Origin of the sequence: Acidovorax sp. 210-6 (genome assembly GCF_010020825.1) — a bacterium.
GTDB classification, from domain to species: domain Bacteria; phylum Pseudomonadota; class Gammaproteobacteria; order Burkholderiales; family Burkholderiaceae_C; genus Simplicispira; species Simplicispira sedimenti.
The window spans coordinates 3,001,118-3,023,857 of record NZ_JAACJE010000001.1 but is presented as its reverse complement, the minus strand read 5'-3'; the positions used below and the strand labels follow the sequence as shown (position 1 = coordinate 3,023,857).

General features: G+C 67.6%; 26 protein-coding genes. 1 reads left to right on the top strand and 25 read right to left on the bottom strand.

What is annotated here, in order from left to right:
- Positions 1 to 7 precede the first annotated feature (7 nt).
- The 20 genes from GWK50_RS14040 to GWK50_RS13945 form a co-directional block, all read right to left on the bottom strand.
- A complete protein-coding gene (locus GWK50_RS14040) occupies positions 8 to 403 on the bottom strand; it encodes a hypothetical protein (RefSeq protein WP_162017003.1) in 396 nt (131 codons plus the stop codon).
- Entirely contained in the window at positions 400 to 2,817 is a 2,418-nt protein-coding gene (gene traN / locus GWK50_RS14035) for a type-F conjugative transfer system mating-pair stabilization protein TraN (RefSeq protein WP_162017002.1), read from the bottom strand. Before traN ends, GWK50_RS14040 begins: the two co-directional genes overlap by 4 nt.
- A 9-nt stretch (positions 2,818 to 2,826) precedes the next feature.
- Positions 2,827 to 3,597 carry a type-F conjugative transfer system pilin assembly protein TrbC gene (gene trbC / locus GWK50_RS14030; protein ID WP_162017001.1) on the bottom strand — a complete coding sequence of 257 codons (771 nt, stop codon included), beginning with the start codon at positions 3,595 to 3,597 and terminating at the stop codon, positions 2,827 to 2,829.
- On the bottom strand, positions 3,584 to 4,603 hold the full coding sequence (locus GWK50_RS14025) for a TraU family protein (RefSeq protein ID WP_162017000.1): 1,020 nt from the start codon (positions 4,601 to 4,603) through the stop codon (positions 3,584 to 3,586). The genes trbC and GWK50_RS14025 overlap by 14 nt, the downstream gene beginning before the upstream one ends.
- Entirely contained in the window at positions 4,600 to 5,229 is a 630-nt protein-coding gene (traW, locus tag GWK50_RS14020; protein ID WP_162016999.1) for a type-F conjugative transfer system protein TraW, read from the bottom strand. The genes GWK50_RS14025 and traW overlap by 4 nt, the downstream gene beginning before the upstream one ends.
- Complete coding sequence (locus tag GWK50_RS14015) at positions 5,226 to 5,633, bottom strand: hypothetical protein (protein WP_162016998.1); 408 nt, start codon at positions 5,631 to 5,633, stop codon at positions 5,226 to 5,228. Before GWK50_RS14015 ends, traW begins: the two co-directional genes overlap by 4 nt.
- 10 nt (positions 5,634 to 5,643) lie before the next feature.
- Entirely contained in the window at positions 5,644 to 6,231 is a 588-nt protein-coding gene (gene traF / locus GWK50_RS14010) for a conjugative transfer signal peptidase TraF (protein ID WP_162016997.1), read from the bottom strand.
- Entirely contained in the window at positions 6,228 to 6,581 is a 354-nt protein-coding gene (locus GWK50_RS14005; protein ID WP_063460689.1) for a hypothetical protein, read from the bottom strand. Before GWK50_RS14005 ends, traF begins: the two co-directional genes overlap by 4 nt.
- Entirely contained in the window at positions 6,578 to 9,160 is a 2,583-nt protein-coding gene (gene traC, locus GWK50_RS14000; RefSeq protein WP_162016996.1) for a type IV secretion system protein TraC, read from the bottom strand. The genes GWK50_RS14005 and traC overlap by 4 nt, the downstream gene beginning before the upstream one ends.
- A 7-nt stretch (positions 9,161 to 9,167) precedes the next feature.
- Positions 9,168 to 9,821 (bottom strand): TraV family lipoprotein, encoded by a 654-nt coding sequence (locus GWK50_RS13995; RefSeq protein ID WP_162016995.1) that lies wholly within the window; start codon positions 9,819 to 9,821, stop codon positions 9,168 to 9,170.
- Positions 9,818 to 10,663 (bottom strand): DsbC family protein, encoded by an 846-nt coding sequence (locus GWK50_RS13990; protein WP_162016994.1) that lies wholly within the window; start codon positions 10,661 to 10,663, stop codon positions 9,818 to 9,820. Before GWK50_RS13990 ends, GWK50_RS13995 begins: the two co-directional genes overlap by 4 nt.
- Complete coding sequence (locus GWK50_RS13985) at positions 10,647 to 12,050, bottom strand: TraB/VirB10 family protein (protein WP_162016993.1); 1,404 nt, start codon at positions 12,048 to 12,050, stop codon at positions 10,647 to 10,649. The genes GWK50_RS13990 and GWK50_RS13985 overlap by 17 nt, the downstream gene beginning before the upstream one ends.
- Complete coding sequence (locus GWK50_RS13980; protein WP_162016992.1) at positions 12,047 to 13,045, bottom strand: type-F conjugative transfer system secretin TraK; 999 nt, start codon at positions 13,043 to 13,045, stop codon at positions 12,047 to 12,049. Before GWK50_RS13980 ends, GWK50_RS13985 begins: the two co-directional genes overlap by 4 nt.
- Positions 13,032 to 13,598 carry a type IV conjugative transfer system protein TraE gene (gene traE / locus GWK50_RS13975; protein ID WP_162016991.1) on the bottom strand — a complete coding sequence of 189 codons (567 nt, stop codon included), beginning with the start codon at positions 13,596 to 13,598 and terminating at the stop codon, positions 13,032 to 13,034. The genes GWK50_RS13980 and traE overlap by 14 nt, the downstream gene beginning before the upstream one ends.
- 14 nt (positions 13,599 to 13,612) lie before the next feature.
- A complete protein-coding gene (gene traL, locus GWK50_RS13970; protein ID WP_162016990.1) occupies positions 13,613 to 13,912 on the bottom strand; it encodes a type IV conjugative transfer system protein TraL in 300 nt (99 codons plus the stop codon).
- Between the two features lie 31 nt (positions 13,913 to 13,943).
- On the bottom strand, positions 13,944 to 14,306 hold the full coding sequence (locus tag GWK50_RS13965) for a hypothetical protein (RefSeq protein WP_162016989.1): 363 nt from the start codon (positions 14,304 to 14,306) through the stop codon (positions 13,944 to 13,946).
- A gap of 115 nt (positions 14,307 to 14,421) precedes the next feature.
- Positions 14,422 to 15,120: an OmpA family protein gene (locus GWK50_RS13960; protein WP_162016988.1), complete on the bottom strand. Its 699-nt coding sequence runs from the start codon at positions 15,118 to 15,120 to the stop codon at positions 14,422 to 14,424.
- The gene (locus tag GWK50_RS13955) at positions 15,117 to 15,647 is read right to left on the bottom strand and encodes a lytic transglycosylase domain-containing protein (protein ID WP_162016987.1); all 531 of its coding nucleotides are present in this window, start codon (positions 15,645 to 15,647) and stop codon (positions 15,117 to 15,119) included. The genes GWK50_RS13960 and GWK50_RS13955 overlap by 4 nt, the downstream gene beginning before the upstream one ends.
- Before the next feature lie 173 nt (positions 15,648 to 15,820).
- Positions 15,821 to 16,360, bottom strand: coding sequence for a hypothetical protein (locus GWK50_RS13950; RefSeq protein WP_242455382.1), 540 nt, complete (start codon positions 16,358 to 16,360; stop codon positions 15,821 to 15,823).
- 154 nt (positions 16,361 to 16,514) lie between these two features.
- Positions 16,515 to 16,823 (bottom strand): hypothetical protein, encoded by a 309-nt coding sequence (locus GWK50_RS13945; protein ID WP_162016986.1) that lies wholly within the window; start codon positions 16,821 to 16,823, stop codon positions 16,515 to 16,517.
- Positions 16,824 to 16,945: 122 nt separating this feature from the next.
- Here GWK50_RS13945 and GWK50_RS13940 point away from each other — a divergent pair, with 122 nt between their 5' ends.
- A complete protein-coding gene (locus GWK50_RS13940) occupies positions 16,946 to 17,191 on the top strand; it encodes a helix-turn-helix transcriptional regulator (protein ID WP_162016985.1) in 246 nt (81 codons plus the stop codon).
- A 15-nt stretch (positions 17,192 to 17,206) separates the two neighbouring features.
- Here the strand turns inward: GWK50_RS13940 and GWK50_RS13935 are convergent, their stop codons facing one another.
- The 5 genes from GWK50_RS13935 to GWK50_RS13915 are packed head-to-tail and all read right to left on the bottom strand — an operon-like array spanning position 17,207 to position 22,553.
- Entirely contained in the window at positions 17,207 to 17,830 is a 624-nt protein-coding gene (locus GWK50_RS13935) for a DUF4400 domain-containing protein (RefSeq protein ID WP_162016984.1), read from the bottom strand.
- A complete protein-coding gene (gene traD / locus GWK50_RS13930; RefSeq protein ID WP_162016983.1) occupies positions 17,827 to 19,728 on the bottom strand; it encodes a conjugative transfer system coupling protein TraD in 1,902 nt (633 codons plus the stop codon). The genes GWK50_RS13935 and traD overlap by 4 nt, the downstream gene beginning before the upstream one ends.
- A gap of 1 nt (position 19,729) precedes the next feature.
- Positions 19,730 to 21,496 carry a MobH family relaxase gene (mobH, locus tag GWK50_RS13925; protein ID WP_162016982.1) on the bottom strand — a complete coding sequence of 589 codons (1,767 nt, stop codon included), beginning with the start codon at positions 21,494 to 21,496 and terminating at the stop codon, positions 19,730 to 19,732.
- Positions 21,497 to 21,549: 53 nt separating this feature from the next.
- Positions 21,550 to 22,179, bottom strand: a complete 630-nt coding sequence (locus GWK50_RS13920) for a FlhC family transcriptional regulator (RefSeq protein ID WP_242455380.1) — start codon at positions 22,177 to 22,179, stop codon at positions 21,550 to 21,552.
- A 59-nt stretch (positions 22,180 to 22,238) separates the two neighbouring features.
- Positions 22,239 to 22,553: a hypothetical protein gene (locus GWK50_RS13915; RefSeq protein WP_162016981.1), complete on the bottom strand. Its 315-nt coding sequence runs from the start codon at positions 22,551 to 22,553 to the stop codon at positions 22,239 to 22,241.
- Positions 22,554 to 22,740: the final 187 nt, after the last annotated feature.

Sequence of the window (22,740 nt, the reverse complement as noted above, 5' to 3'; positions counted from 1 at the left end):
GGCGTCCTCACAGCAGCGACTTCGGCGGCAGGCCGTCGAGGCAGTAGTTGATACCGAATTCGATGGTCTGCTTGCGCGGCACCGCAACGTCGGGCAGCTTTACGTCCTCCTGCCAGAAGAGCACCTTGAGCCGGCTGCAGCCCGTCTCCCGGTAGCGCTTCGCGGTGGACACATCGATGTAGATCGGTGAGGTGGCCTGGAAATGCCGGGTGATCGCATCCGCCACTTTGCCGATGAGTACGCCGTGGGCTGTCCCGTCCGTGGACTGCAAGGCCGCCAGCAGGACGGGCCGTGCATCGGTCACGGGCGTGCGGATCGGCTCGGCATGCGCTCGTGTGGCGAGAAGGAGGACCAGGACGATACCTGCGAAGCGGGATCTGGCGCGGGTGGCGGTATTCTTCATTGGCATCTTCCTTCGCCGTAGTAGCAGTTGCTCGCGCGACCGACGGCGCCGCCTTGCATCGCTCCTGCGCTAGGCAGGTTTGGCACGATCGACGCGTAGAACTCGGTGAGATCCATCTGCGCGAAGTTCAGGCTCTGCAGCTGCGCGATCGTGAAGCCCGAACAGTCCGGCGCTTCGGCCGTGCCCCACCACTTCGCGACCTGCAGCCGACCCTGCTCATTGATGATCCTGGCCAGGACCGAGTTGAAGCAGCACTTGGTCGTGGTGTGCGTGATGCAGGAGACGCATTTGCCTAGGATGCGGATGCAGGATGAGCAGTAGGTGCCGACCGTATGGCACAGCCGTGCGCCTTCCTTCATCGCCAGCTTGCCTTCCTCTTCGTCGCAGGAGATCGCAGACATCACCACGTAGATGACGATCGCGATGACCAGGCTCCATGGGTCGAAGGCCACCACCACGCTCTCTCCGGCATAGAGCACCGACGAGCCGGCAGGCAGGGCCGTGCCATTGATAGCCACCGTGACGCCATAGGTGGTAAAGCTGCCTGAGAATCCGCCGCTCATCAGCAGCGCCTGCATTCCGTGGTAGAGGAAGTCGCGGTTGCCGGAATTCATCAACACATCGAAAACCAGTCGCGAACCCACCCCGAACAGGCTCTGGTTGCTCATGCCCCGGCCCGAGGCGTCCGACATGCAGCAGTTGTTGAGCAGGCGGTCGCGACAGCGGTTGGCTTCGCCCCGGAACACCTGGAGGTTGTCCGTATCGAGGTAGACCCCCGCCTCGCGTCCCGCTTCCAGGAAGGACATGGCCCTCGCGAAGTCGGCGTCGTTGGTGTACGTGGTGTTGAAGCAGCTGCCCGCGATGCAGAAGACGTCGGTCGGGCAGTTGCGCGCCGTCACCGCCGAGCCCGGGGCCACCGGGCAGCTGTAGGTGTTCTCCGCGATTTCGCAGGTGCCCGTGGCCGGGTTCATCTGGCGGCAGACGGTTCCCGATGGCGTGCAGCCTGCCGCGGCCAGTGGCGCGCACTCGTCGGTGGGCGTCCCGTTCTGGCAGGAGAGCGAGGTCTCGTAGCGCCAGCACGCGCGCGTGACCGAAGCCCCGTCGATCACCTTGGTGGCCGGCCCGTCGACGCAGCGCGCCGCGCTGGTGACGGCGCAGCGGCCGTCGCTGTCGAGTGCGGGGCACTGGTCATCCCATTGGTCCGACTCGGTCACCGTGGTGCGGGGCCGCTCGAAGCTCAGCGTCATCTGCGGGATCGGGCCGTACAACGTGTTCAGCCGGAAGCCCACGATGGGGCGGTTGCTGCTAAACCGCCAGTAAGAGGCTGAGTAGGTGTCCGTGACGTCCTGGCCCGGCGCGTCGTTCGGATCGGTGCTGGGGGCATAGCAGCGGCCCTCGTCGAGGTAGGTGGTCTGGATGTCCCCGGCATCACCGCCCGAGCCGGTCGTGTGGGCGATCCGATCGCCGCTCTGTGTGCTCGCTGGGCAGGTGCCATACACCTCCAGGAACGGGCGTTCGTTGGTGCAGCTCATGTCGCCCGCATCGCCGCCGCCGCCCGTGCATACCTGGCGGTACTCCTGCGCGATGAAGCCGGTCAGTCGGCAGGCATCGCCTTCACAGCGGTTGTTGACGACCCAGACCCCGTTCTGACCGCCCGGCGGCCACGCGGGGTTGGGCAGGGGGGCCACCATCTGAGGGAACACCAGTCCCGAGCCCACATCGACGTCGAAGAAGGCCACCGGCACACCGGCACTGGTCACCCGGAAGCGCTGCCCCGAGGCCGGCTGGTCCGGCTTGCACTGCACGGCCAGTGCGACGCTGCCGGAGGCAGCCTGGGCGAACCACTCGCCCGGCGGACAACTGCTGGTGCGCGAGATCGACACAGACAGCGTGCGGGCGCACGACTGGGTGGTCGCGCCGCTGTACTGCCGGCACACGCGGGTCTCCGTCGCGGGCGTGGCCACGGTGTCCACTTGGCAACCACTGTAGTAGCTCGCGATGTCCTCCAGGGCCGTCGAGGGGTTGGCCGCCACGCGGCGCGCGTCGAGGACAGCCGGGTCGTAGGGCGAGACGGGCTCGCGCGGTGTGTTGGCCGAGGCCCGCGCGCCCAGCAGCGCCTGGCACACAGGATCGTTCGGGGTGATCGCGCAGGCCGCGAGCCGGGCGCTGGTCTGGCCCGAGAGGTTGGGCTGGCCGTAGTAGCCGCGCTCGGGCGGCGTCGTGGTGTAGCCCGGCACCACCGCCGATGCGTCGGGGGCGTTGATCGTGCCGCGGATCACCGGGTTGGCGGCCTGGCCCGCGGCTGTGCCCTCGGCATGCGGACCGGTTTGCGCGACCGTCTGCGTCGTGACGAAGCAGGCCAGCGTGAGCCAGACCACGGCACGGCGCAGGAGGAGGACGAGGGCGGGGCGCATGGCGGGCTCCTACTCCTTCAGCCGTTGCAGGAAACCCGCGGCATCGCCCTGGAACGCCGGGGCAGTGCGCACCATGTGCTCCAGCGCGTAGTCTAGGCTCACGTCGCCCGCCGTGCGCAGGAAGGCCTCGGGTGGCGCGCAGGTGCCGCTGGCGCAGGACACCGGCCGCGTGCCGTCGCGCACGAGCACGAAGCTGGGCACGCGCACGATGGAAAAACGGTCGAATGCCGGGGGGTCGATCTGCACCGCCACCTGGCGCGTACCGATGAGCGGCTGCAGTTGCGCCACGGTCTCGCGCAGCGATCCCTTGACGAGGCCGCGCAGGATGACCGAGGCGCGGGCACGCGCGGCCTGGTCGATCAGGCGCTGCAGGGCGGGCCGTGGCATCGACAGGCTCACGAAGACGAACAGGCCCGGCCCGCGCGCCAGCCCTTCGGCGGCCTGCATCGCGTCGACCTGCGAGGCGTAGCCCCGCGCCAGCGCTTCGAGGTCTATCGGCGTGCGCATCGCCGGCTGGGGCAGGGCCTCGATGGCCGGCACCGACGGCACGGGTGCCGCTTTCAGCTCGGCCTCGCCCGGCGCGCGATGCCTGCGCCGCGCCTGCTCGATGTCCTGCTCGGTGACGGTGGGCTGCTCGCGGCGCACGCGCTCGAGGTCGGCCTCGGTGATGTCGGGTCCGGCGGCCGTTGCCGCCGTCGCGTGCAGCGCCAGCGCCAGCGCCAGCGCCAGCGCCAAGGCCGGGGCGGTCGGGTGTCGCGAGAGAAGGTCAGTAGCCCACACAGCAGTTCCTCTTTCTGAACAAGATGAAGCTGAAGTCCTCGCCTCGTACCGGGTACTCCTTGCCGGCGCCCCAGGTGACGGTCTGGCGGCCGAAGGGCTGGCAGCACTTGCCGGCTTCCTTCGACGTGGACGGGATCGGGTGGGTGAGCTGGGTCTTGTAGGCGGCCTTGTCCATGACGGGTAGGAAGTACGGGCCGCACAGGCCCGGCGTGCCGTGCCAGCCCCAGGCGATCAGCTCGCGGTGCATCTTGGCCGTCAGCCGCTGTGCCATCAGCGCGGCGGTGCGCACGCCGCCCAAGTGGTACGGAACATGGCCGTTCATGGGATAAAGGCCGCCCTGGCAGCCGGCGCACCAGAACATCTCCCGGATCCCGAAGCCCAGCGAGGCCGCCACGCAGTCCGCGGCGCAGGCCGCGATGGCCACCGGGTTGGCGAACAGCACGGCGTCCGGGTTGATGATCAGCGTGAGTTCGTCGTCGGCCCAGAGCGGGTCGACCTCCGTGAGGTAGGCCAGGTCGAAGCTGCCCTTTTCCAGGCAGGGGAAATCGGTAACCACCTCCAGGTAGTAGAGGACGGGGTTTACGTAGAAATGGGCCTGGTAGAAACTGCCACCGTCGCCATCGCCCTCGGATCGTGTGAACCGCGCGGCCTCCGGTGCCGGGATGCCGGGATTGAGGTCGATGCCGCCGAGCGAGGTCAGGCAGAAGGGCTTGCGCACCGCCTCTACATGCCGGGCCGGCTCCCAGAAGCCGACCGACAGGCCGATCACTGGGTTGACGCCGCAGGTGCAAAGCGGGCTGCCGGGGTTTTCGATGTCTTCCTGTGAACCGAAGTCGCCGATGCGGGCGCTGCCGATGCTCAGCGGCAGGATGCAGCTCCAGCAGATGTCCGTGATGGGGTTGGGGAACTTGCCGGTGCAGGTGGTCGCGCCTGCGGCAGCGCCGCCTGCAGCCAGGGCCAGCCCGGCGAGCCATCGGAGCAAGGAGGTGAACCAGGGGTGCTTCATTGCGTTACCTCCATTTCGTCGATGCGCAGCCGCTTGCCCTCCTGCGAGACGAGGGCGGGCACCTGTGTGATGCCCAGGCGCCGCGTGAGCATCCCCTGCTGGTCGTAGTAGACGGGGACGCGCCAGGACTTCATGAGATCCAGGTAGGAGCCGCCGGTCAGGATTGGCTTCACCTTGCCCTGGTAGTGCGCCATCAGCTCGCGTGCGCGGCGGACTTGGCGGCTGTCGCGTGCGTCGAAGAACAGCAGGTGGCGCGAGAGGGACACGATGTCCAGCGGATTGGCCTTCGTGCCAGCGGCGAACAGCAGCTCGCCCTGGGCGCCCAGGAGGTTGCGGTCGAGCGTGTACGTGGGATTGAAGTAGAAGGTGCGCGGCGCGGCGGTGGTTCGCACGCCGGCTACCGGCACGGGATTCCTGACGATGTCGGTGCCGCGGGCGCGCGCCTCCTGCTCGATGCGGGCCAGTTCGCCCGAGCGTTCCTTGTCCCGAAGGCGCTCCTCGATCATGCGAAGAAGGTGGGACTCGGCGATCTCGTAGGTCGGCCCCAGGGTGCCGAGGTCGGTGGCGAGCGTGGGCAGGCCGGTTCCGGCCAGCAGGGCGATGGCGAAAGAGGCGGTGCGCTTCATCGCGCAGCTCCCCGCGGGCACGGGATCTGTGCGATCCACCGGTCCCGCGCCGCCTTGTCCTGCTGGTGGGCGGCGCGAATCAGCCCCATCAGCGCCGGGTGGCCGTCACCCTCGGACAGGGCCTGCCGCAGCTCGGCCGTGGTCGGCGCGCGGCCGCAGCGCAGTTGCGCGGCGGCGAGGTAGGTGCGGGCTCCCTGCTCGGCGGCCGGGGCGATCTGCCGCAGCAGGCCGAGGTAGTCGGCCAGCGGCATGTCATCGGCAGGCGCGGCCGTGGAAGGCGTGCTCACCGGACCGAAGGCCGGGCTGGTCTGGGCCCGCCCGGGATTCGAGGCCGCCGCCAGAATAGCCAGCAGGAGGCCGAGGCTGGCGCCGACACGGGGGGCGATGCTGGATTTGCGGGGCATGTCCGACTCCTCAGAAGATCGGCTGGACGATGCCCAGCACCTGCCCATCGCGTACCAGTCCGCTCTCGGCATAGCGCGAATCGAAGCTGTGGAGCCCGATGCCCTGGACGTAGTAGTGGCCCGGCGGGATCACCACCGGGGCGATGGGCGCGAGCGGATGGCCGTCGTAGGCGTGGGTCTTGGCCCGGCCCACGGCCTCGCCGTTGACGAAGACGGTGCGATCCGAAACCGTGACCACGTCGCCAGGCACGCCGCGCACCCGCTTGAAGAAAGGCTGGCCACGCAGGCCGCGGTAGTGCGCCTGTGCCTCGCCAGCAAAGGCGAAGACGATCAGGTCGCCGCGTCGCACGGGCCGCTGCTGGAACTGCATCAGCGCCACGTGGTACGGCAGGCTTGGTGTCCAGTTCACGAGCAGCGGCACGCGCGGCGTTGGGTCGACGAACAGGCGCACGTAGGCGAAGCCCCAGATCGCGAATACCGGCAGGTAGAGATACCAGCGCCGCCGTATGTGGCGCAGGAACTCGGCGAAGGATCGGACGTGGAGATGCCACCAGCCAGACGTCTGGATGGCCGCATTGGTGGAGACGGGTTCGGTCATGGCTGGTCTACCTTTCTGCGTAGCACCGGCGTGAGGTCGCGGCTGTTGGGCGCACCGGCGATCGCGCTCTTGATCACCACCAGGCAGCCGCACTCGCGCGGCAATTCCTCCAGCGCTGCGGGCAGGCGCTGCGAGAAGCGGCGAGCCAGTGCGAGCGCCTGTTCGCGTTCGGCCTCGGTGCCGGTGCTCGTGAGCATCTGCGTGAACTCGGCTTCCTTGGCGCGGTAGACCTCCGACAGGTCCACCACGCCGACGACGAGTGTGGGCCGCAGCACCCAGCGGTCGTAGGCGGCGATGCCGGCAGCGGCGAGTAGCGCGGCGACGAGCGCATGCAGCAGGAGCGCCCTCATAGCGCGTACCCCCGCTGCCGCAGCAGTTCGGTGATGGCCTCGTCGATCGACAGGCCCTGGGCGCGCAGTTCGTCAATCGGGGCGTTGTCCTCCAGCTTGTTGGAGAACAGCAGATGGGTTGCCGGGTCGAGGATGTTGCGGGCGACGCCTTCGCCGACGGGCGAGGAAATGTACAGCTCGGAATATGCCCCGGCTTCCGTGCGCAGGGAATTCAGCAAGCGCTTCTTGGGCTCGTCCATCGACAGGCGCCCCTTGCGATCGAGCATCTCGATGGATTCGGGCTTCTGCCGCAGCAGGAACACCCAGTCGGAACAGTTGAACGCCGCTTCCATCTGGGCGCTGCCGTAGTAGTCGTCGGCGCTTTGGGTTGCAGTGCCGAGCGCGCCCCCGTACTTGCGCGCACGGCGTGCTGCCTCCTCCACCACGGCCGCCTTGACGGGATCGTCGGCGCCGATGTCCCCCAACTGCTGTTTCAGCTCGTCGATGAAAAGCACCTTGCGCCGGTTGCGCGTGAGGTACATCTCCCCGGTGATCTGGTGCAGCAGGAGGATGTTGACTACCGCATGAAGATCGGGGCGGCGCTTGAGTTCCTCATTCTCGATGACGATGAAATCGTTGCTGAAATCGACGTTGGAACGGCCCTCGAAGAAGCGCTCGTACTGCCCGCCCTTGGCGTAGGGGTTGAGCATGATCGCCAGGTCCCGGATGCGCTGGTCGCCGTTGACGCCGAGCTCCTCGATGGTCCCGGTCTTGAAGGCGTCGCGCAGGCCGGTGATCGTGAGGTCCTGGCCGTGTTCGCGCCAGAGCTTGAGAACCATCGCGGAGATCGCCTTGTACTGCACCTCCTCCAGCGTGTGCTGCATCGAGCACATCTTGGCGATGCCCGGCACGAGCATGTCGATGTCCTCGTTTATGTCGTGCACGATCGTGAACGGGTTCAGGCAGATGTTGGAATCCGCGCGGAACTCGATGTAGGTGCCCTGCGCCTTTCTGCAGAGCTTCTCGAAACTGCGGCCCAGGTCCAGCATCCAGACCTTCGCGCCGATCGCGCGGTAGGACCAGGCCAGCTCGTTCATCAGCACCGACTTGCCGCTGCCGGGGGCGCCGATGATGGCGAAGTTGTAGTTCCCGAGATCGTTGTCGTAGAGGTCGAGCGTCATGACCTGGCCGCGGCGGCCGCCGAAGACCAGCGCCGGTGTGCGCGTGCCGCGCCATTCCGCGATGAGCGGCGCCATGTGGATCGCGTTCGACATGGTCTTGCGCGTGACGCGGCGCATCTTGCCGAGGTCCTTGTGCATCCTAGGCGTCAGCGTCATGGGCAGGCTCGCGAGCAAGGCCTGCCTGTGCATGTAGGCGTCGGAATTGAGTTGAAAACCCCGCGCGCGCCAGATCGCGTTGGCAGCCTCGTGCGCCGAGGCGGACTTGTCCGGGTGGGTGAAGATCGCGAGCTGGTGGTACAGGCTCACGAGGCTGCCTCCGGTGTCGATGGCGTTGGCCGCAGCGGACCAGTCGTCGAGCTTTTTCCTCACATCCGGCATCACGTCCGCCATCTTGCTTTTGGCGTTCTGCGTCGCGCGCACGTGGTTCGCGGTGACGATGGACTTGGTGGCGTTGGGGTCCAGGATGTGCACGCCCAGCGTGATGAGGAAGGGCGCGCTGTACTGCAGCGCCGGCTGCATGAGGTCGCCGATCAGCGAGCCCATCTGCCATAGCGCGAATCGCTCCGGGAAGCTCTTGATCGAATAGAAGCGTGCTTCCAGCACCTCGGCGCTGGTTTCCTTCCAGAGCGTGATGCCCGAAGGATGCGGGTCTTGGATGGTGTCGAAGTCCACGATCTGGTCGCGGATCTCCCGGCCGTCGTCGTAGTGCAGCCACCGATCGTCATCGAACTGCAGGTCTTCGGCGTCCGAATGCGCGATGCGGTCGGGGTTCGTGAAGAGGGCGCACCAGTTGATGAGGTCGGCCGCGTCGCACACGCGGCTGGGTAGCATGGCTGCGCGCAGCGTGGCGGCCATCGAGTCGCGCAGCGTCAGCAGCGCCTCGCGGCTGTTCAGGTCCCCTGCATCGCCGGGGAAGGACACGCTCAGCATCAGCCGGAAGTCCCGCAAGGTGTAGTGGAAGCCTGCGGTGAGCGAGGTCTGCGTGCCGCGCAGCAGATGCTGCACGCGCTGGCGCGCGAGCTTCCGGAACAGGTTCTCGTTGGGCACGGGCCGCCCGAAGGGGCGGGCCTTCTCGGCCTGGTCCTCGTCCTCCACGCGCAGGTTGGTGTACTGGCGCAGCTGGTGGCGGATGTGCGGCGAGGCGAACAGGTGGAACTGCAGGCCCGTGTCCGGCGGGCAGTTGGCGTAGAGCGAGACCAGCACTTCGGCCATGCGCTCGTCGGCGCCCGACTGCGGCATCACTTCCAGAAGGAAGCCCATGCCTTCGCGGTTCACGAAGAGCTTCTCTTCGGCGAGGTAGGCCGAGTAGGGCAGCCAGCCGGCGAACTGTTCTGCCGGTGTGTCCGCTGGCAGTGCGAAGGGGAACAGCGGCGCCGCGCGGAACTCGCCGGACGGGGCTTCGGTGGAGGGTATGCGCATGGTGGCCTCACTGCGGATGGGTGCCCAGGCCCGCCGGGGGCCGACTGAGCGAAGGGAAGGGATTGAGGGACGTGGGCCGCTGCACCGCGCCCTCGGAGGGGGCGGGCGCGTCGGTCTCGGTGGGTACCTGGCCGGACGAGGATGGGGCGGGGGAGGGGGCCGCGGGCGGTGGGCGCAGCGGCGCGTACTGGTCGCGGATGCGCTGGCGGACGTGGTCGATCTGCCAGCGCCCGGTGTCCACCTGGACGTAGACGTAGCCCTGGTCCCACAGGTCGCCGTCGGCGTCCTCCCAGGGCTTGGTCCACAGCCGCAGGACACGTGCCTGGGAGCGCAGTTCCAGGGCGGGCGCGTCCCCGATGCCGACCAGCGCGCTCCCTGTCGCGGGAGCCGCGAACGGCATCCGACCCGGAGCCGATGCGGCCGGCGCAGCGCCCCTCGACGGGGGCGCTGCCGAATTGGCCGCGGCGGTGCCCAACGTCCGCTGACTGGGCAGGTTCTCGTGCAGCGCGTTGGCGTAGGTGCCCGACACCGAGTCGCAGGCCACGCCCTCGGGTGCCGTGCAGGCGTATTTGGACCCGCCGCTGAGCCCGGACATGTTGACGCAGGCGGCCAGCGGCAAGAGCAGGGCCATGGCGCAGAGGCGCAGTGTTGTTGTGCTCATGGCCGTTTCCCCGAGGCGGCCGATTGCGATGCGACCTTGGCGGCTTCCGCGAGCCTGGCTTCCAGAACCTGGCGGCCGACGTAGCCATTGGTGCGCGCGCCGTCGGCCCAGATCAACGTGGGTGTTCCTTGCACGCCGAGCCTGCGGGCCAACTCGAGGTTGCGCGCGATCGGATGCTCGCAGTTCGCTGCCGACTGCAGCATGCTTGCGTCCGCCTGCAGCATCCAATACCGCCAGGCGCGCTCGCGGTCGGCGGCGCACCAGATCGCAACCGGACGGGCCTCTCCCTGGAAGGGCACGAGGAAGGTATAGACGGTGACGTTGTCGATGCCGGCGAGCTCTGGTTCGAGCTGCTTGCAGTAGATGCAGTTCGGATCGCTGAAGACCGCGACCTTGCGCTGGCCATTGCCGCGCACGGTCTTGATCGCGTCGTTCAGCGGCAACTGGTCGATCGAGACGGGTGCTGCCGACGTCGACTCCGACTGGAGTTGAGCACCTTGGGCAGCGCTGCGCTGTGCGATCCTGGGGCCCGTGATGTCGCGCATGCTGGCCGTGTCGAAGAGGCGGCCGAACACGAAGAAGCGCGGGTTGGCGGCCGTGACGTAGGCCACGTTGCCGTTCATCCAGACCTCGTAGAGGCCCTCGACCTCCGTGCGCGCCACTTCCGTGAACTGGGTACCGGGATGGGCCTTGCGTAGCACGGAGAGCAGCCGGGATTCGTCGGACGTCGCGGCTTGGCCGGGGATGCCGACGGCCAGCAACACCGCGCACAGCGCCGCCGGGAGATGCCTTGCGGCGAAACGGGAGTGCTGCGCGCGCACCGGTTCAGTAGTTGCCATCATCGGTGACCTCCAGGTAGCGGGTTTCGGGAGAAGTGGTTCGGCGGGTGGCCTGTTCGGCCATGGCGGTCATCGGCACGTCGATGCGCACGCCCTTGGTGATCACGACGTCGATCTGGCGGCCGGCGTCCACTTCGATGACGGGGAAGGTGTTCTCGGCCAGCTTGATGTAGTACTGGGCAAGGCGGTCCAAGGCCTTGCCCACGCCTTGCCCGAGGCCCGCGCGGTACGCATCGGCATTGCCGTCCGCGCTCGCGATGGTCCCGAGTGCCGAGGTGCTGTAGGTGGTGTTGGCGGTGGATAGGCCCTGGCCGATGCCGCTGACCACCCCGGCCAGGAGCGCATTCGCCAGCATCTGCCCCTGTTTGGTCACCAGTCTGCCGCGCATCCCGACCTTGCCGTCCTCGCCGTAGACGCTGCCCTGGATGCGCACTTCGAGCGTCGCGCCGTCCGCGCGCACGCACGACAGGTTCTCGGTGCGCAGGTAGGCGCGTTCCGAGCTGATGTCGCCGTAGCCGGCCGCGATGACGAAGCACTCGCGGTACTCGCCGCGGAATTGGTTGGGCAGCACGCTGTTGTCGGAGAGCCGGATCAGCACCGGGTGCGGATTCGATTGCGACTGCCCGCCCGTGGGGGCGTCCAGGCCGCCGAGCAGGATGCCTCGCGTGAAGCTGACAGGCAGGAAGGTGGCGACGGTCCTGGGCGCGCTGGACGACGCGGCGGGCGTGCCATCTCTGCCGCTACCTCCGGTGCCTGCCGGGGGGGATCGGTCCGCCAGCGTCACCCGCGAGATCACGGGCACGGGTGGCGCGGGCGGCGAAGGGGGCTGCAGGCTGGGCGGTCCGGCCGGCATTGCGCCCACGCTGGCGGCACCAGGAGGCGGCGCGGGCGGCAGGCTGGCCGCGGGCGGCATGGCCGTGGGGCTGGGTTCCGGAGCCGCGGGCGTCGGTGGCGATAGTGCGGCGGGCTTCGGCGCGGCTGCCTGCTGGCTCGCGGTCAGGCGCTGCTCTAATTCGGCGAAGCGCTGCATCGTCCGGCCTTCGAAGGCCTGCCGCTCCTTGTTGAGGCGGCTTTGTTCTTCGCGCTCGGTTTCGTACTGGGCCAGCTTGCGGCCCGCAGTGCCGACCCACTGGTCCACCGGATTCACCTGGCCGCCGGGCGGCAGCACGCCGATGTTGGTGACGTCGCTGGGCTGCGTTTGGGCGGCGCGGCCGTGCGGCTGGTGGTTCGTTGCTGAGAAACTGAAGATCAGCCACAGCAGGCCGATGCCGCCGCCCAGGATGGCGGCCAGCAGGGCGTACTGCCGCTGGCGCGGTGAGAGGTGATCCAGCAGCCCGCGCACGGCATAGCCGGGCGGGCGCCCGCCCGGTGGCATGGAAGGCGTGCTCATCGCGTGCCTCCCCGCCGGATCACGTAGACGCTGGTGGTCTCGCCCGGCCGCAGGTTGTGGTACTCGATGCCGATGCCGACGATCTCGCCGCCGGCGCGGCTGTCCGGGCGGTCGAACTCCTGCTCGGCCAGCACCATCGGCACCGTGCTGGTGTTCTGCAGCGTGTACTTCTCGCCGGTCAGGCCGCGGCCCTCGTACTGGCGCAGCAGCGTGAAGCGCGCGTCGGCCCAGAGCTGGATGGGGCGGTAGGTCTCCTCGACCCGGACGTCCGGCGGCACGCGGTCCGAAGCCATAGCCACCAGCAGCGCCTTCATCGCGCGCACGTGGCTGGGGGCCGGGCCGGACGGCGCCGCGTCGGGCGTGGCCGGGCGCAGGGCTCGGGGCGTCTTGTCGCGGATGACGATGGTGTCGGCGGGCGTGTCCGAACGCCGCAGCAGCAGCGTGTAGGTGGCCGCGGCCGAGGACACGAAGAGGTTGATCGGCCGCGTCGCATCGCCGACCGGGCGGATGTAGACCTCGCCCTTGTCGCGGTCGCATTCGACGATGACGTCGCCGGACGGGTTGACCGTGGAGGGCATCAGGGCGGTCGGCGCGGCCAGGCCGGGCGTGGTGGAGGGCACCCCAGGGGAAGCCGTGGCGGTCGGCAAGGGCGAGCCGCCGCAATGGCTCGAATGGATGTTGCCGAACACGTCCGTGATCGGCGTGCCCTCGATGCGGATGCGTGTGGGTTCCTTCAGGGAAACAATAGCCTCGACGGCCACGCCGTCACTGGCCTCCACGACCTGCAGCGCATGCGCCTGCAGTCCGAAGGACAGGGCCGTGACGGCGAGGATGCGCCGCGCCGCCGGGGACAGACCATCCCAGTGCCGACGCGGCGGCGCGCCGCGCAGGGGCGATGGTTTTGCGGCGGCGAGCCTGGACTGGGCGGGCCGGAGTCCGGCGGGCGCGGGGCCGACCAGGCGCGGCGGCGTGAATGCGATGTCACTTGACCGCATAGGGCACCTCCTTGAATCCGATGACGTGCATGCGTGCTCCGGCGTGGCCGAAGTCGATGCGGTAGGCCTTGAGGTCGTTCGCGGTCTCGTAGCCGTTGACGAGGGTGCGCAGGCGTCCGCGCACGACCAGCGACTGGGTGTCCTCGCTGGACACGAGTTGTTGTGGCGCGAAGGCCGTGGAGGCGTTGATCCGCTTGAGGCGCTCTGCCTCCACCTCCTGCCGCGTCTTGAGCGCGCCGTATTGCGCGGGATCGACGTAGCCGAGCAGGATGTCCTTCTTCCAATCGATGGTGCTGGGAGTGACATCCAGGATCAGCCAGGCGACAAAGCTGCCCATCTGGTCCAGGTACTCGCTCGATGCCTTGTCGCCGCTGACCCAGAAGGTTTTGTTGAGCGATGGCGGCACGACCACCGTGCGCACCGTGCCCAACAGGTTGATGATGACGACGAGCGCGAGCACCACGCCCGTGGCCAGTGCCCCGACGGCCAAGGCGAGGCCCCGGTTGCGACGGCGCAGATCCTTGAGATCACCGGAGAGTCGGTCGAAGTCCATGGTGGTACTCCGGCTCAGCCGACCATGCGGCGGATGTGCGACGGCGGCGTCGCGCGCATCGACGTCGCGGGATTCGTCGGCAAATGCCAGTAGAGCCAGTGCAGCGCGAAGGCGGGGTGCTTGTCCGCTTTCAGGCGCGAGATCCAGCGCGAGACGGCGATGCCTGCGGCCATGCAGGCGGCGAACGCCGTCTTGCTCGACGACAGGTAGCCGATGAAGAACGCCAGGACGATGGGCGCGGCGACGTCGACATCCCAGAAGCCGATCTTCCATTGATCGTCCAGGCGCCGCGGGATATAGGTGTCCGCTTGCATGTGGGCCTCCGGGATATCGACGTGCCGGGGCTCAGACGACCGCGCCCATGATCGCGCCGGCGATCACCAAGCCCACCGCCGCAAAAATGGCCAGGCCGACATAAAAAAGCACGGGCCCGAAATTGCGCAGCGCGGAGAGCGAGATCAGCGCGACGACGAAGCCGACGAACCCGACGAGCGCCTTGATGCCCGGACCGAGTTCGGCGATCTGCGTCAGTGCGCTGGTCAACGGACCAGTGATGCCCGTGAAGGCCACGAGATCCAGCGCGTGGCTCGGGAATGCGATGGCCAGGCCGACGAGGGCGATGACCATCAGGCAGAAGAAGCCGGCGAGTTTTCTTGCGGGCGAGCGCAGGACGGCCGGGGAGGGAGTGGACAGGATGGCAGTGCTCATGGAAAGGGCTCCAGCAAAAAGGACGAGACGACGGGTGGGATCGGGTGTCGGTACGGGTCGGCGCGTGGGCGGGGTGGTGGACCGGGGTCCACTGCTGGTAAAGGCTGTCGGCCGCTCAGGGCGGGTCGTCGCCGTCGATGCGGTAGCGGATCTCGACGCGGCGGTTGTTTGCCCGGCCTGCCGGGCTGTTGTTGGGTTCGGCGTAGCAGCACGCGCCCTGCGCGTCGACGCTCACGCGCGGTGCGATGGCCGGCGACAGGGCCGCGAGTTCGCGCAGCACCGCCTGGGCGCGGGCTTTGGCGAGCCCGTCGTTCGCTGCTGCCGGGCCGGTGCTGTCGGTGCGGCCGCTGAGCGTGATCTCGCTCGCCAGGGCCAGCTGCGGCGCTACCTCGCGCAACGCCGCGCGGGCGCTCGGTCCCAGCTGCGCGCTGGCGAACGGGAAGTGCACGGAGACCTGCTCGAAGACCGGCGCTTCTGGTGCCCTTGAGGATGCCGATGCGATGAGCGGCGGGGCGTCGAGCTCTACGACGGCGTTCCCCGGCAAGGGAGGCACTGTCGGCGCGGCCACGGCCGTGGGCTGCGCAGCGACCGACGCCAGGGTCTTGGGCGTGCGTTGCGGACAGGCGTCGCCATGGCACAGTGCGAATGCCGCCTCGACGCCATGCCCGCGCTGCGCCAGCCGTGCCTGTGCGATGGTCGTTGTCGGCGCGGGCGGGTCGATTGACGCGGGCGGTGTCGCCGCGCACGCCGCGATGGCCAGGCACGATGCGGCCCCGCTCGGGCGCCACCATGGCATGTGCGTCCTGCGCTTCATGGCGCGACCCTCACATGCAGGCCGCGGTGCTGCGACGGGGCCGTAGCCGACCGGACAGGCAGCGGCGTGCCGCTCTGACGCGCCGCTGGCAGGTGCCGATACACCTTCCAGGCGTACGTGGCGCGCGCCTTGGTGCAGGCGTCGCCCTTGAGCTGGCTGCAAGCTGCGTTGTAGGCGCCCACGGCATTCCAGGTGACGCCGTGGCGGGCGAAGCTGTCGGCCATCAGCCATGCGCCCACCTGCAGGTTGATGCAGGGGTCGTAGAGATCGGCCTCGCGGATACCGAAGCCGGCCAGCTTGGGCAGATGCCGGCTGTTGATCTGCATCAGGCCGATGTCGTAGCTGCCAGTGCGCTGCTCGTGGCCGCGGTTCACCGCCTTCGGGTTAAGGTTCGACTCGGTACGGGCAACGGCGTAGAGCAACTCCGGCGCCACGCCGTAGCGCTGGGCCGCGGTGTCCCAGCACGGTGTCGCCAGTACCGGCATGGCACACGCGATCGCCCCCACGAAAACGAGAACCTGACGCATCGAAGACCCCCTGGGTGTTCAGGACCAACCCACCACTGGACGAGCGCAGGGCGGGCACGGGGTGAGGACCGGCGGGGCCGGTCAGGGTCATGTGCGGGTGGGGCGGGGGAGGCGGCTGGCGGGAGCCTCAGCCCGGCGGGGTCGGTGCGGGTGGGCGGCGTGGCGCCGCAGGGTCAGCGCCGGTGTTGCGGCGCGCGTTGAACCAGATGGCGCTCCACCATGTTGCGGCGCGCCTGGCCAAGTACTGCTGCGCCGGATGGATCATCCTGCTGACACAGGGCCACGCAGGCGGTGGTGATCTGGTCGAGTCCGAACTTGGGGTTCGGATGCTTGTTCACCGGCGAACACTGCAGGTCGTGCAGCAACTCGTACTGGGGCCGCCATAGCGATTCGCGCCGGCGCGGTGTGGTCGGCGAGCGCATGACCAGATCCGTTCCGAGAAAGCCGAAAATGCGTTCGACGGCGTCGTCGCGGGTGAAGACGATGGCCACGCAGGCACTGAGCAGATCCGGGATGCGGAAAGTGGGCGATACGTTGTCGCCGCTGCGCAGCAGCGCATACAGCCAGTTGTGTTCTTCCGTCCACAGGCGGGTTTCGACCACGTCGGTGGCGTCAATCCCGCCCGCGGATGGCAGGTCTGGAAGGTGAATGTTCGGCATGGCATTCAGCATGGCGTCGGTCCTTGTGTCCCGGAGTGCAATGAACACGCTCATGGGCGCATGGACGTAGGGTAGGAGCGGATGGCGCGGACGTCGCCTCGCAATGCCGCTCTTCTGAGGGGTGTTTCGCGATCAGCGTTCCACGACACCCGGACTGGCCGGTGCGTGAAGACGGAGGGCCCTCTTGGCGCGTGCAGCGTCGCGCGGGTCAGGCTTCGGGCGGTTGCGACCCGAACAGCGGCAGCTCGTCGAGGGTCGGGGCCTCCGCGTCGAAGAGCAGCCATTCGATTCCAGCCTGCGCCGCCAGCTCGCCGATCACTGCCAGGTCGTGCTCGACCGGCACGCGGTGCGGCGTCGTTCCCACATGGACCAGTCCGCCGAATTCGGTGGGATAGGCATTCACGGACAGGGCATTGGCCTGCAGCTTCGCGCGCGTGTCAGGCTGCAGATGCGACAACGAGAGGACGGCAATGGTCTCGGCCAGTTCCCGCAGGCGGCCGATGCCGGCAGTGTTCATGCTTGGGCCTTCGCAAGGGTGGTGTGATTCGGGGATGAAACCCATGCGCCAGGAAGATTTGCCAAAAATCCTGTGGGTGATCGTCCGTGGTGTGATTGCCATCATAAATCCACTATGCGGAAATGCCTATTTCCTCGCCACGGCACGCCCGCGACCCTGTGCTCACCGCACTGGGCGATGCCATTCGCCGAAGTCGGCGCGCGCGAGGCATCTCCCAGGAGGATCTCGCGCACATCAGCGCCGTGGACCGTTCCTACATGAGCAGCATCGAGCGCGGAGTCCAGAATGCCGGCCTCGTCTCCATCGTGCGCATTGCGCGCGCGATGGACATGACGGTCACCGAACTGATGGCAGAGGCGGAGTTGTAGCGGGCGCCGCTCCGCTCAGGCGCGCTGGTGGAAGTGGGTGATGGCGCGGCCCAGCAGCACGGCCATCGCGATGGGAAGCCCCGCCAGCGATGCCGGATGCAGTTGTACCGGCAAGACGAAGGCGACGACGGTGGTGCAGGCGGTGATGATCAGCAGCGAGCACCACACGGCGAACATCTCGGGGTCGTGCTGCAGGAATTCCTTGGCCCGGATGACGCGCACCAGCGCGCCGTCGGTGCCCGCGACCAGCACCAGGGGAAGAAGCCACGGCAGCCATTCGAGCAGGCTCGACAGGCGGTAGCTTGCGAGCATGAGCAGGGCGTCCACCGAGCGGAAATACGCATTGTTGAACAGGCGCTGGTTGACAGAGGCCATCTCGATCGCCACCGCGCCATTGATGCCGGGTGTTCGAGGCATGTCTCTCGCCGCTGGTAGCGGGCTGGCCTCGGCCGCACCGGACTGCAGGCGCATCGCCCGGTCCAGCATGCGGTAGGCAGGCTCCGGGCCCCAGAACGCGACGGCTGCCTCGTGCTCGCTGCGCAACTGACCCAGGAATCGCTCGGGCGGATGCGCCGCAGGCACGTAGAGCACCAGCACGAGCAGCAGTACCAGGGAGACCACCGCGACCGCCCTGATCATGCGGCAACCTCTTCGACGCGGTCATCGGCATCGGGGTCGATGATCGGAAAGCGGCCCTTGATGATGCGTCCGCCAGACACCGATGCGAAATACTGCAGGTTGGGCAGCTTGCCCAGCACTTCGGCGGGCACCACCTCCTCGAAGCTCTCGGTGAGCTGGGTCGAGTAGCTCGACGAGAAATCTCCCAGGTGCGCGTCGGCGCCGTGGCTCAGGCCGACGCGCAGCGTATGGATGGCAGTCTTGCCGAAGGTCTCCGTGACGAAGTCCTGCGTCGGCCGGTCTTTGGTGCGCAGGGCGATCAGGTTGTTCAGGTTCCCGACCGCCATGCGCGCCGCGTCCTCGCTGCCCAGGCGCTTGGCCAGGTCGGCCAGGGTCTGCATCGCGCAGGTCGTGAAGATGCCGCCCTCGGCACCCTTGTTGAGGATCTCGATCAGCGGCGGGTTGATGACGTTCGAGACTTCGTCCACGAACAGCGAGATGCGCTGGTAGGTGCCGAGGTTGTAGCGCATGCCCGCGCGGGCGGCCTGGTCGGCCAGGGCCAGCGCCCCGATGGCGGAGGCCACCGAAGGGTCCGGCAGCGAATCCAGGCACATGTAGAGGACGTGGCCGCCGCGCTCGATCTTCTCGAAGTTCATGATCGGGCGTTCGTCGTCCGCATCGAACGGATCCGGCGACAGGCTGCGGCCCAGATCGCCGGAGGTGAGCATCGACAGGACCGGCAACAGGTTGGCCGTGATCTTTTGGTAGTGTTCCCTGTTGTGGCGAAACGTTCGGACCTGGGCGTCGAGCGTCTTGTTGCGCTGGTTCTGGGCCACGTGGTGCTCGTAGTAGGCGACGAAGGCCATCAGGTCGGCGCTGGCCGCCTCCGAGGGGCGGCGCATGTTGCCCTTGTGCGCGTCGTGCAGCAGCTTGCGCATCTCGGGCTGGTCGCGCCAGCCGTTGCCGAGCAGTTGCTCGTAGAAGCGCCGCAGCGAGGCTTCGAGGACTGGCTCGATGCCGCCTTCGATGTACTTGGTGAGCTTGATGAGGTTGGGGCGCTCTTCGAGCTCGACGAGACCCTGTACTACGACATTCACCGCATCCCACCCGAAGGCCGAGAATGCGCCGGCGGTGTCCGGCGGCATGATCGACTGGATGCGCGACGCGATCTCGGTCGGCTTCTGCCAGTTGAACGTGAAGTCCAGCCGTACGCCTCGGTCGGGGAAGGCGGGGTGAAATTCCATGAAGGTGTCCGGCTCGCGGTAGTCCGTGCAGGCGCGTTCGACGATGCGCTTGAGCCGTCGGCTGTTCTTCGGGTCAATCACGATCACGACGTCGCCCCGGCGCACGGCCTGGGTGATCAGGTTGGCCAGCGCCACGCCTTTGCCGGATTGCGTGGTCCCCACCAGCAAGGTCCCGCCTTCGAAGTTCTGCAGTGGCCGATGCAGCGGGTGTTCGACGGGCTCCACTCCGTGGATGTACGGAAGACCGATCTCGGCGTCGGGCTGGGCGGCCTGCCCCTGACCGAGCAGGCGCTGCAGCCAATGCGGGACGGCGAACTCACGGTAGTCCACCTTCGAGAGTTCGTACAGGCGCTGCGCATGAACCGGTTGCCATTCGAAGCCGAAGCCGAGGAATACCTGGGCAGGATCTTCGTTCAGGCGCGCGAGCTGGCGCGTGCTAATGACCTGGATACGCCGACCGCTCAGTGAACCGCGCAGGCGCAGCACGTGCGCGGCCTGGCCGAAGCGGCGCAGCGCCATGGTCGCGCAGGCACCCGCGAGCGCCAGCGATGGAAGTAGTGGCAGCGCTCCCGTGGCGGCCACGCCAGTGAAGTAGCAGGCCGTGGCCAGCCAGGATAGGCCGGCGTGTGCCTCGAAAGCGGGGCGCCATGGCATTTCGTAGCGGCGGACGAGCATGTCATTGACTCCCGTGTCCCGTGCGTGGGCCAGACGGGCCCGTGGACTCCGATGCGTTGGCAAGGGCGAAGGTGTGTTGGTCGATGCCTTCGACGTGCGTGGACATGAGCACGATGCCAAGCACCGTGGTATCGCGGATTTGACGGCATACCGTGGATAGTCCACCTGAGGGAGGCCGAAGAATCATCCGGGCATCGTCGAGTGCGCGGATCGCGATGCCAGGCTGGATCCCGCGGCGCTCGAATTCGGTCAGGGGAATGAAGATGCCCTCGGCCACGGTGGAGATGTCCGACGCTTCGGTGCCATCGCCGAGACCTGCCACGATGTCGCCCAGCGCTGTGCGAACGGCGGGGTTCAGCCTGAGCGGTGCCTGCAACTTGACAGCGGGCCGTGTCGGAGTGGGTTGGAGTGGCGCTGTCGATGTCCCGGCTTCATTCGGACTTGCCGCGTTCAATGGGGCGGGATCATGTGCCGTGTTTTCGGCGGGCGGATCAATCAGCAACAACTGGATTCCCGAAGCGCCTGGTGCAGAGGATGGTGCAACCTTGGGTGCGGCCGGGGCCGCAGGTGTGGGCGTTGCCGCCGGAGGTGCGGGGCGCTGCGCTTTCGAGTCAGATGATGGAGGAAGAAGGCTGGCCTCCAACGCGCAGGGTGGTGGTTCAAGGCCCGCCAGCAGGATGGCGGCGCTGGTGAGCTTGACGGCTTCCATGGGTGCCTTGGCGCCTGGCGGCTGGATCGCCCAGGTTTGCCGCGCTGCTTCTGCCGCCACCAGTACGCCAGCCTCCAGTAGCAGCTCTAGCAAGGTCTGCGGAGACTTTGGGATGCCGACCAACTGGTCATTCTCTAGAAGAGCCAGCACGTCTTCGGCCGCACCGGGCCAGACCAGAAAGAGTCCTTCCGGCCCCAACCAGACGCGGCTTTTGTCGCGGTTGACCGCCCAGGCCGAATGGCCGGCCGCGAGGCGGCGCAGCGCATCCACCAGGTAGCGCTCGAGGTGCGAGCCGTATTGGGGCTTGCCGTAGCGGTCGGCGCTGGCCAGCAGGTTGCGGTCGATCACCAGTGCCAGCGAACGGCGCACGAGTTCGTCGAGTACGTTGTGCTCGCGGTGCTGCGGGACACCGCCGATGCTGGCCATGAGCTGCGGCACGATGACGGCGTTCCCGCTGCCCAGCATCTGCAGCACCATGGCCGGAACGACATGCGGCAGCGCAAAGAGCCCCAGACCACGCGACTCGCGTGCGTTGGCGCGCCAGCGTACGAAGTAGCGGTCCGCACTTTGGGACTTGAGCCACGGTGCCAGTCCTCCCAGGAATGCAGGCCATTCCTCGCCATCGGCAGTGGTCACGATCAGGTGCGACAGCACCCGATGCAGTTCGCAGCACAGGCCGCCGATGAAGGTTGCGACGCGCCAGCGCGGCTCCAACTCGCGGCGCTCGGAAATCGTCGAGCGGCCTGAGAAGATGTGGGCATCGGTGCCCTGCAGGCTGAAGAAGGCAGTCTCCAGTCCGAGCTGCAGCAGGCCACCTGGCGTGTGGAAGTAGTTGCCTGCCGTCGCGGGGAGCAGGTGCACGAAGCCTGCGTATCCTTGGATCAGCGGCAGCAGATCGCGTTCGAAAGTCGCGCGATCCGCACCGAAGCACAGCTTGATGCGTGCCAGCAGTCCCTGGTGGAGCGCGAGGACCTGGATCAATGGTAGTGCCTCGAAGCCGGGATCCGAGGATGAAAACGAATGCGCTGCGGTACTTGGTGGCGAAGGGCTTGGAGCCATCGAAGAATCTCCGTGCCTGTGCGGGCGGATGGAGATCCATTGTTCAGGGATGGCTATGGCTTGGCCGGTGGCAATGGGGCCGGAGTGACGGGGATTTCGCCATCGGGAGATGGGGATGCACCACGAATTGGGGCGAGGTGAACGATGATGTCCGCGGAAATTGGGGGTGGCACGACATACGACGTGATCAATCTTGGATCCCGGTCATACCGGTCCAGCAACTGGCAGAACGGGCAGGATCGTGATGCCGTATCCATGCCGCCAAGCGTGTCGAGGAACTCGCTGCCGCAACGGGGGCACGATGCCAGCTGAAAGCTCGCCGCCTTTGCTATCCATAGCCCTTCAGTATGGGCAGCAAGGTCGAAGGCGCGATCGAAGCTGATTCGCAACGGCTGCCGATGCATCGACTGGTAATAGCGGTACGCCTCCACGAGGGCTTCGGCCGCAGGGCATCCCAGTTGGCGCAGCCGACGGAAGTTGGCGACGATGACGGACGCTTCGATCCGGTGCAGCAGGTTCGCGCCGTGATACCACTCACGGGAGTCCGGTGCCCGGCCGCGTGGCGGAAGTACTTGCCCGCTGAAAAGCAGGTGCAACAGCTCCTGCGGACGCAGGCCGGTGAGGTGATGAATGGTCCGGATGCGCGCTCCTAGGCTGGCGCAGTCTCGGGCCAGCGCCAGCATCCGCAGTCTCGGGCCAGCGCCAGCATCCGCAGGCGCTGGCCGACTTTGGTTCCCGGCATTCAGCGGGGCACCTGAATGGGATGCAGCGAAGGAGGGAAGGGCGGGCGCACTGCTGCGAGCGTGCCGGCCAATGCGGGCGGCGAGTCGATCAAGGCGAGAAAGTCGTTCCTGGGCACGAACAGCGAGGTGTCGCCGACCGCATGCACGAGAGACCAGATCTCGGAGGGCTGCATCGTACGCAGGCGCTCGGCCTGGGTGGTGTGCAGATGGAATTTGCGGCAGGTCTCCACCAAGTCTCGCTGCGCCCCCACGAGGATCACGTGGAGCAATTGCAGGTTGGTGGATTGCACATCGGACAGATGCAGGTGGCGCATGATCGGTTCCTCATATCCCTGTTGGGTGGCTCAACGATGTTTCACGACGTCCTCGGATCGGGTTGATGGGGCTTTTTGGGGTACAGCATATGCTGCGGGTTATGGAAAACCCCACATCAAAAGCTGCTAACGGACGACTGGCTGAACTCGCCACGGACAAATGACGGCTATGGCGACTGATTTCGCA

What these genes read in the sequence shown, in the direction of transcription:
- GWK50_RS13960 (WP_162016988.1), bottom strand. Translation starts at nt 15,120, where the DNA reads ATGAAGCGCAGGACGCACATGCCATGGTGGCGCCCGAGCGGGGCCGCA.
- GWK50_RS14015 (WP_162016998.1), bottom strand. Translation starts at nt 5,633, where the DNA reads ATGCCCCGCAAATCCAGCATCGCCCCCCGTGTCGGCGCCAGCCTCGGC.
- traC (WP_162016996.1), bottom strand. Translation starts at nt 9,160, where the DNA reads ATGCGCATACCCTCCACCGAAGCCCCGTCCGGCGAGTTCCGCGCGGCG.
- traE (WP_162016991.1), bottom strand. Translation starts at nt 13,598, where the DNA reads ATGGACTTCGACCGACTCTCCGGTGATCTCAAGGATCTGCGCCGTCGC.
- GWK50_RS14040 (WP_162017003.1), bottom strand. Translation starts at nt 403, where the DNA reads ATGAAGAATACCGCCACCCGCGCCAGATCCCGCTTCGCAGGTATCGTC.
- GWK50_RS13920 (WP_242455380.1), bottom strand. Translation starts at nt 22,179, where the DNA reads ATGCTGGCGCTGGCCCGAGACTGCGCCAGCCTAGGAGCGCGCATCCGG.
- GWK50_RS13980 (WP_162016992.1), bottom strand. Translation starts at nt 13,045, where the DNA reads ATGCGGTCAAGTGACATCGCATTCACGCCGCCGCGCCTGGTCGGCCCC.
- traD (WP_162016983.1), bottom strand. Translation starts at nt 19,728, where the DNA reads ATGCTCGTCCGCCGCTACGAAATGCCATGGCGCCCCGCTTTCGAGGCA.
- GWK50_RS13950 (WP_242455382.1), bottom strand. Translation starts at nt 16,360, where the DNA reads ATGAGCGTGTTCATTGCACTCCGGGACACAAGGACCGACGCCATGCTG.
- GWK50_RS13915 (WP_162016981.1), bottom strand. Translation starts at nt 22,553, where the DNA reads ATGCGCCACCTGCATCTGTCCGATGTGCAATCCACCAACCTGCAATTG.
- traF (WP_162016997.1), bottom strand. Translation starts at nt 6,231, where the DNA reads ATGACCGAACCCGTCTCCACCAATGCGGCCATCCAGACGTCTGGCTGG.
- GWK50_RS13995 (WP_162016995.1), bottom strand. Translation starts at nt 9,821, where the DNA reads ATGAGCACAACAACACTGCGCCTCTGCGCCATGGCCCTGCTCTTGCCG.
- GWK50_RS13940 (WP_162016985.1), top strand. Translation starts at nt 16,946, where the DNA reads ATGCCTATTTCCTCGCCACGGCACGCCCGCGACCCTGTGCTCACCGCA.
- GWK50_RS13985 (WP_162016993.1), bottom strand. Translation starts at nt 12,050, where the DNA reads ATGAGCACGCCTTCCATGCCACCGGGCGGGCGCCCGCCCGGCTATGCC.
- GWK50_RS13945 (WP_162016986.1), bottom strand. Translation starts at nt 16,823, where the DNA reads ATGAACACTGCCGGCATCGGCCGCCTGCGGGAACTGGCCGAGACCATT.
- traW (WP_162016999.1), bottom strand. Translation starts at nt 5,229, where the DNA reads ATGAAGCGCACCGCCTCTTTCGCCATCGCCCTGCTGGCCGGAACCGGC.
- mobH (WP_162016982.1), bottom strand. Translation starts at nt 21,496, where the DNA reads ATGGCTCCAAGCCCTTCGCCACCAAGTACCGCAGCGCATTCGTTTTCA.
- GWK50_RS13965 (WP_162016989.1), bottom strand. Translation starts at nt 14,306, where the DNA reads ATGAGCACTGCCATCCTGTCCACTCCCTCCCCGGCCGTCCTGCGCTCG.
- traL (WP_162016990.1), bottom strand. Translation starts at nt 13,912, where the DNA reads ATGCAAGCGGACACCTATATCCCGCGGCGCCTGGACGATCAATGGAAG.
- GWK50_RS14025 (WP_162017000.1), bottom strand. Translation starts at nt 4,603, where the DNA reads ATGAAGCACCCCTGGTTCACCTCCTTGCTCCGATGGCTCGCCGGGCTG.
- GWK50_RS13935 (WP_162016984.1), bottom strand. Translation starts at nt 17,830, where the DNA reads ATGATCAGGGCGGTCGCGGTGGTCTCCCTGGTACTGCTGCTCGTGCTG.
- GWK50_RS13955 (WP_162016987.1), bottom strand. Translation starts at nt 15,647, where the DNA reads ATGCGTCAGGTTCTCGTTTTCGTGGGGGCGATCGCGTGTGCCATGCCG.
- traN (WP_162017002.1), bottom strand. Translation starts at nt 2,817, where the DNA reads ATGCGCCCCGCCCTCGTCCTCCTCCTGCGCCGTGCCGTGGTCTGGCTC.
- GWK50_RS13990 (WP_162016994.1), bottom strand. Translation starts at nt 10,663, where the DNA reads ATGATGGCAACTACTGAACCGGTGCGCGCGCAGCACTCCCGTTTCGCC.
- GWK50_RS14005 (WP_063460689.1), bottom strand. Translation starts at nt 6,581, where the DNA reads ATGAGGGCGCTCCTGCTGCATGCGCTCGTCGCCGCGCTACTCGCCGCT.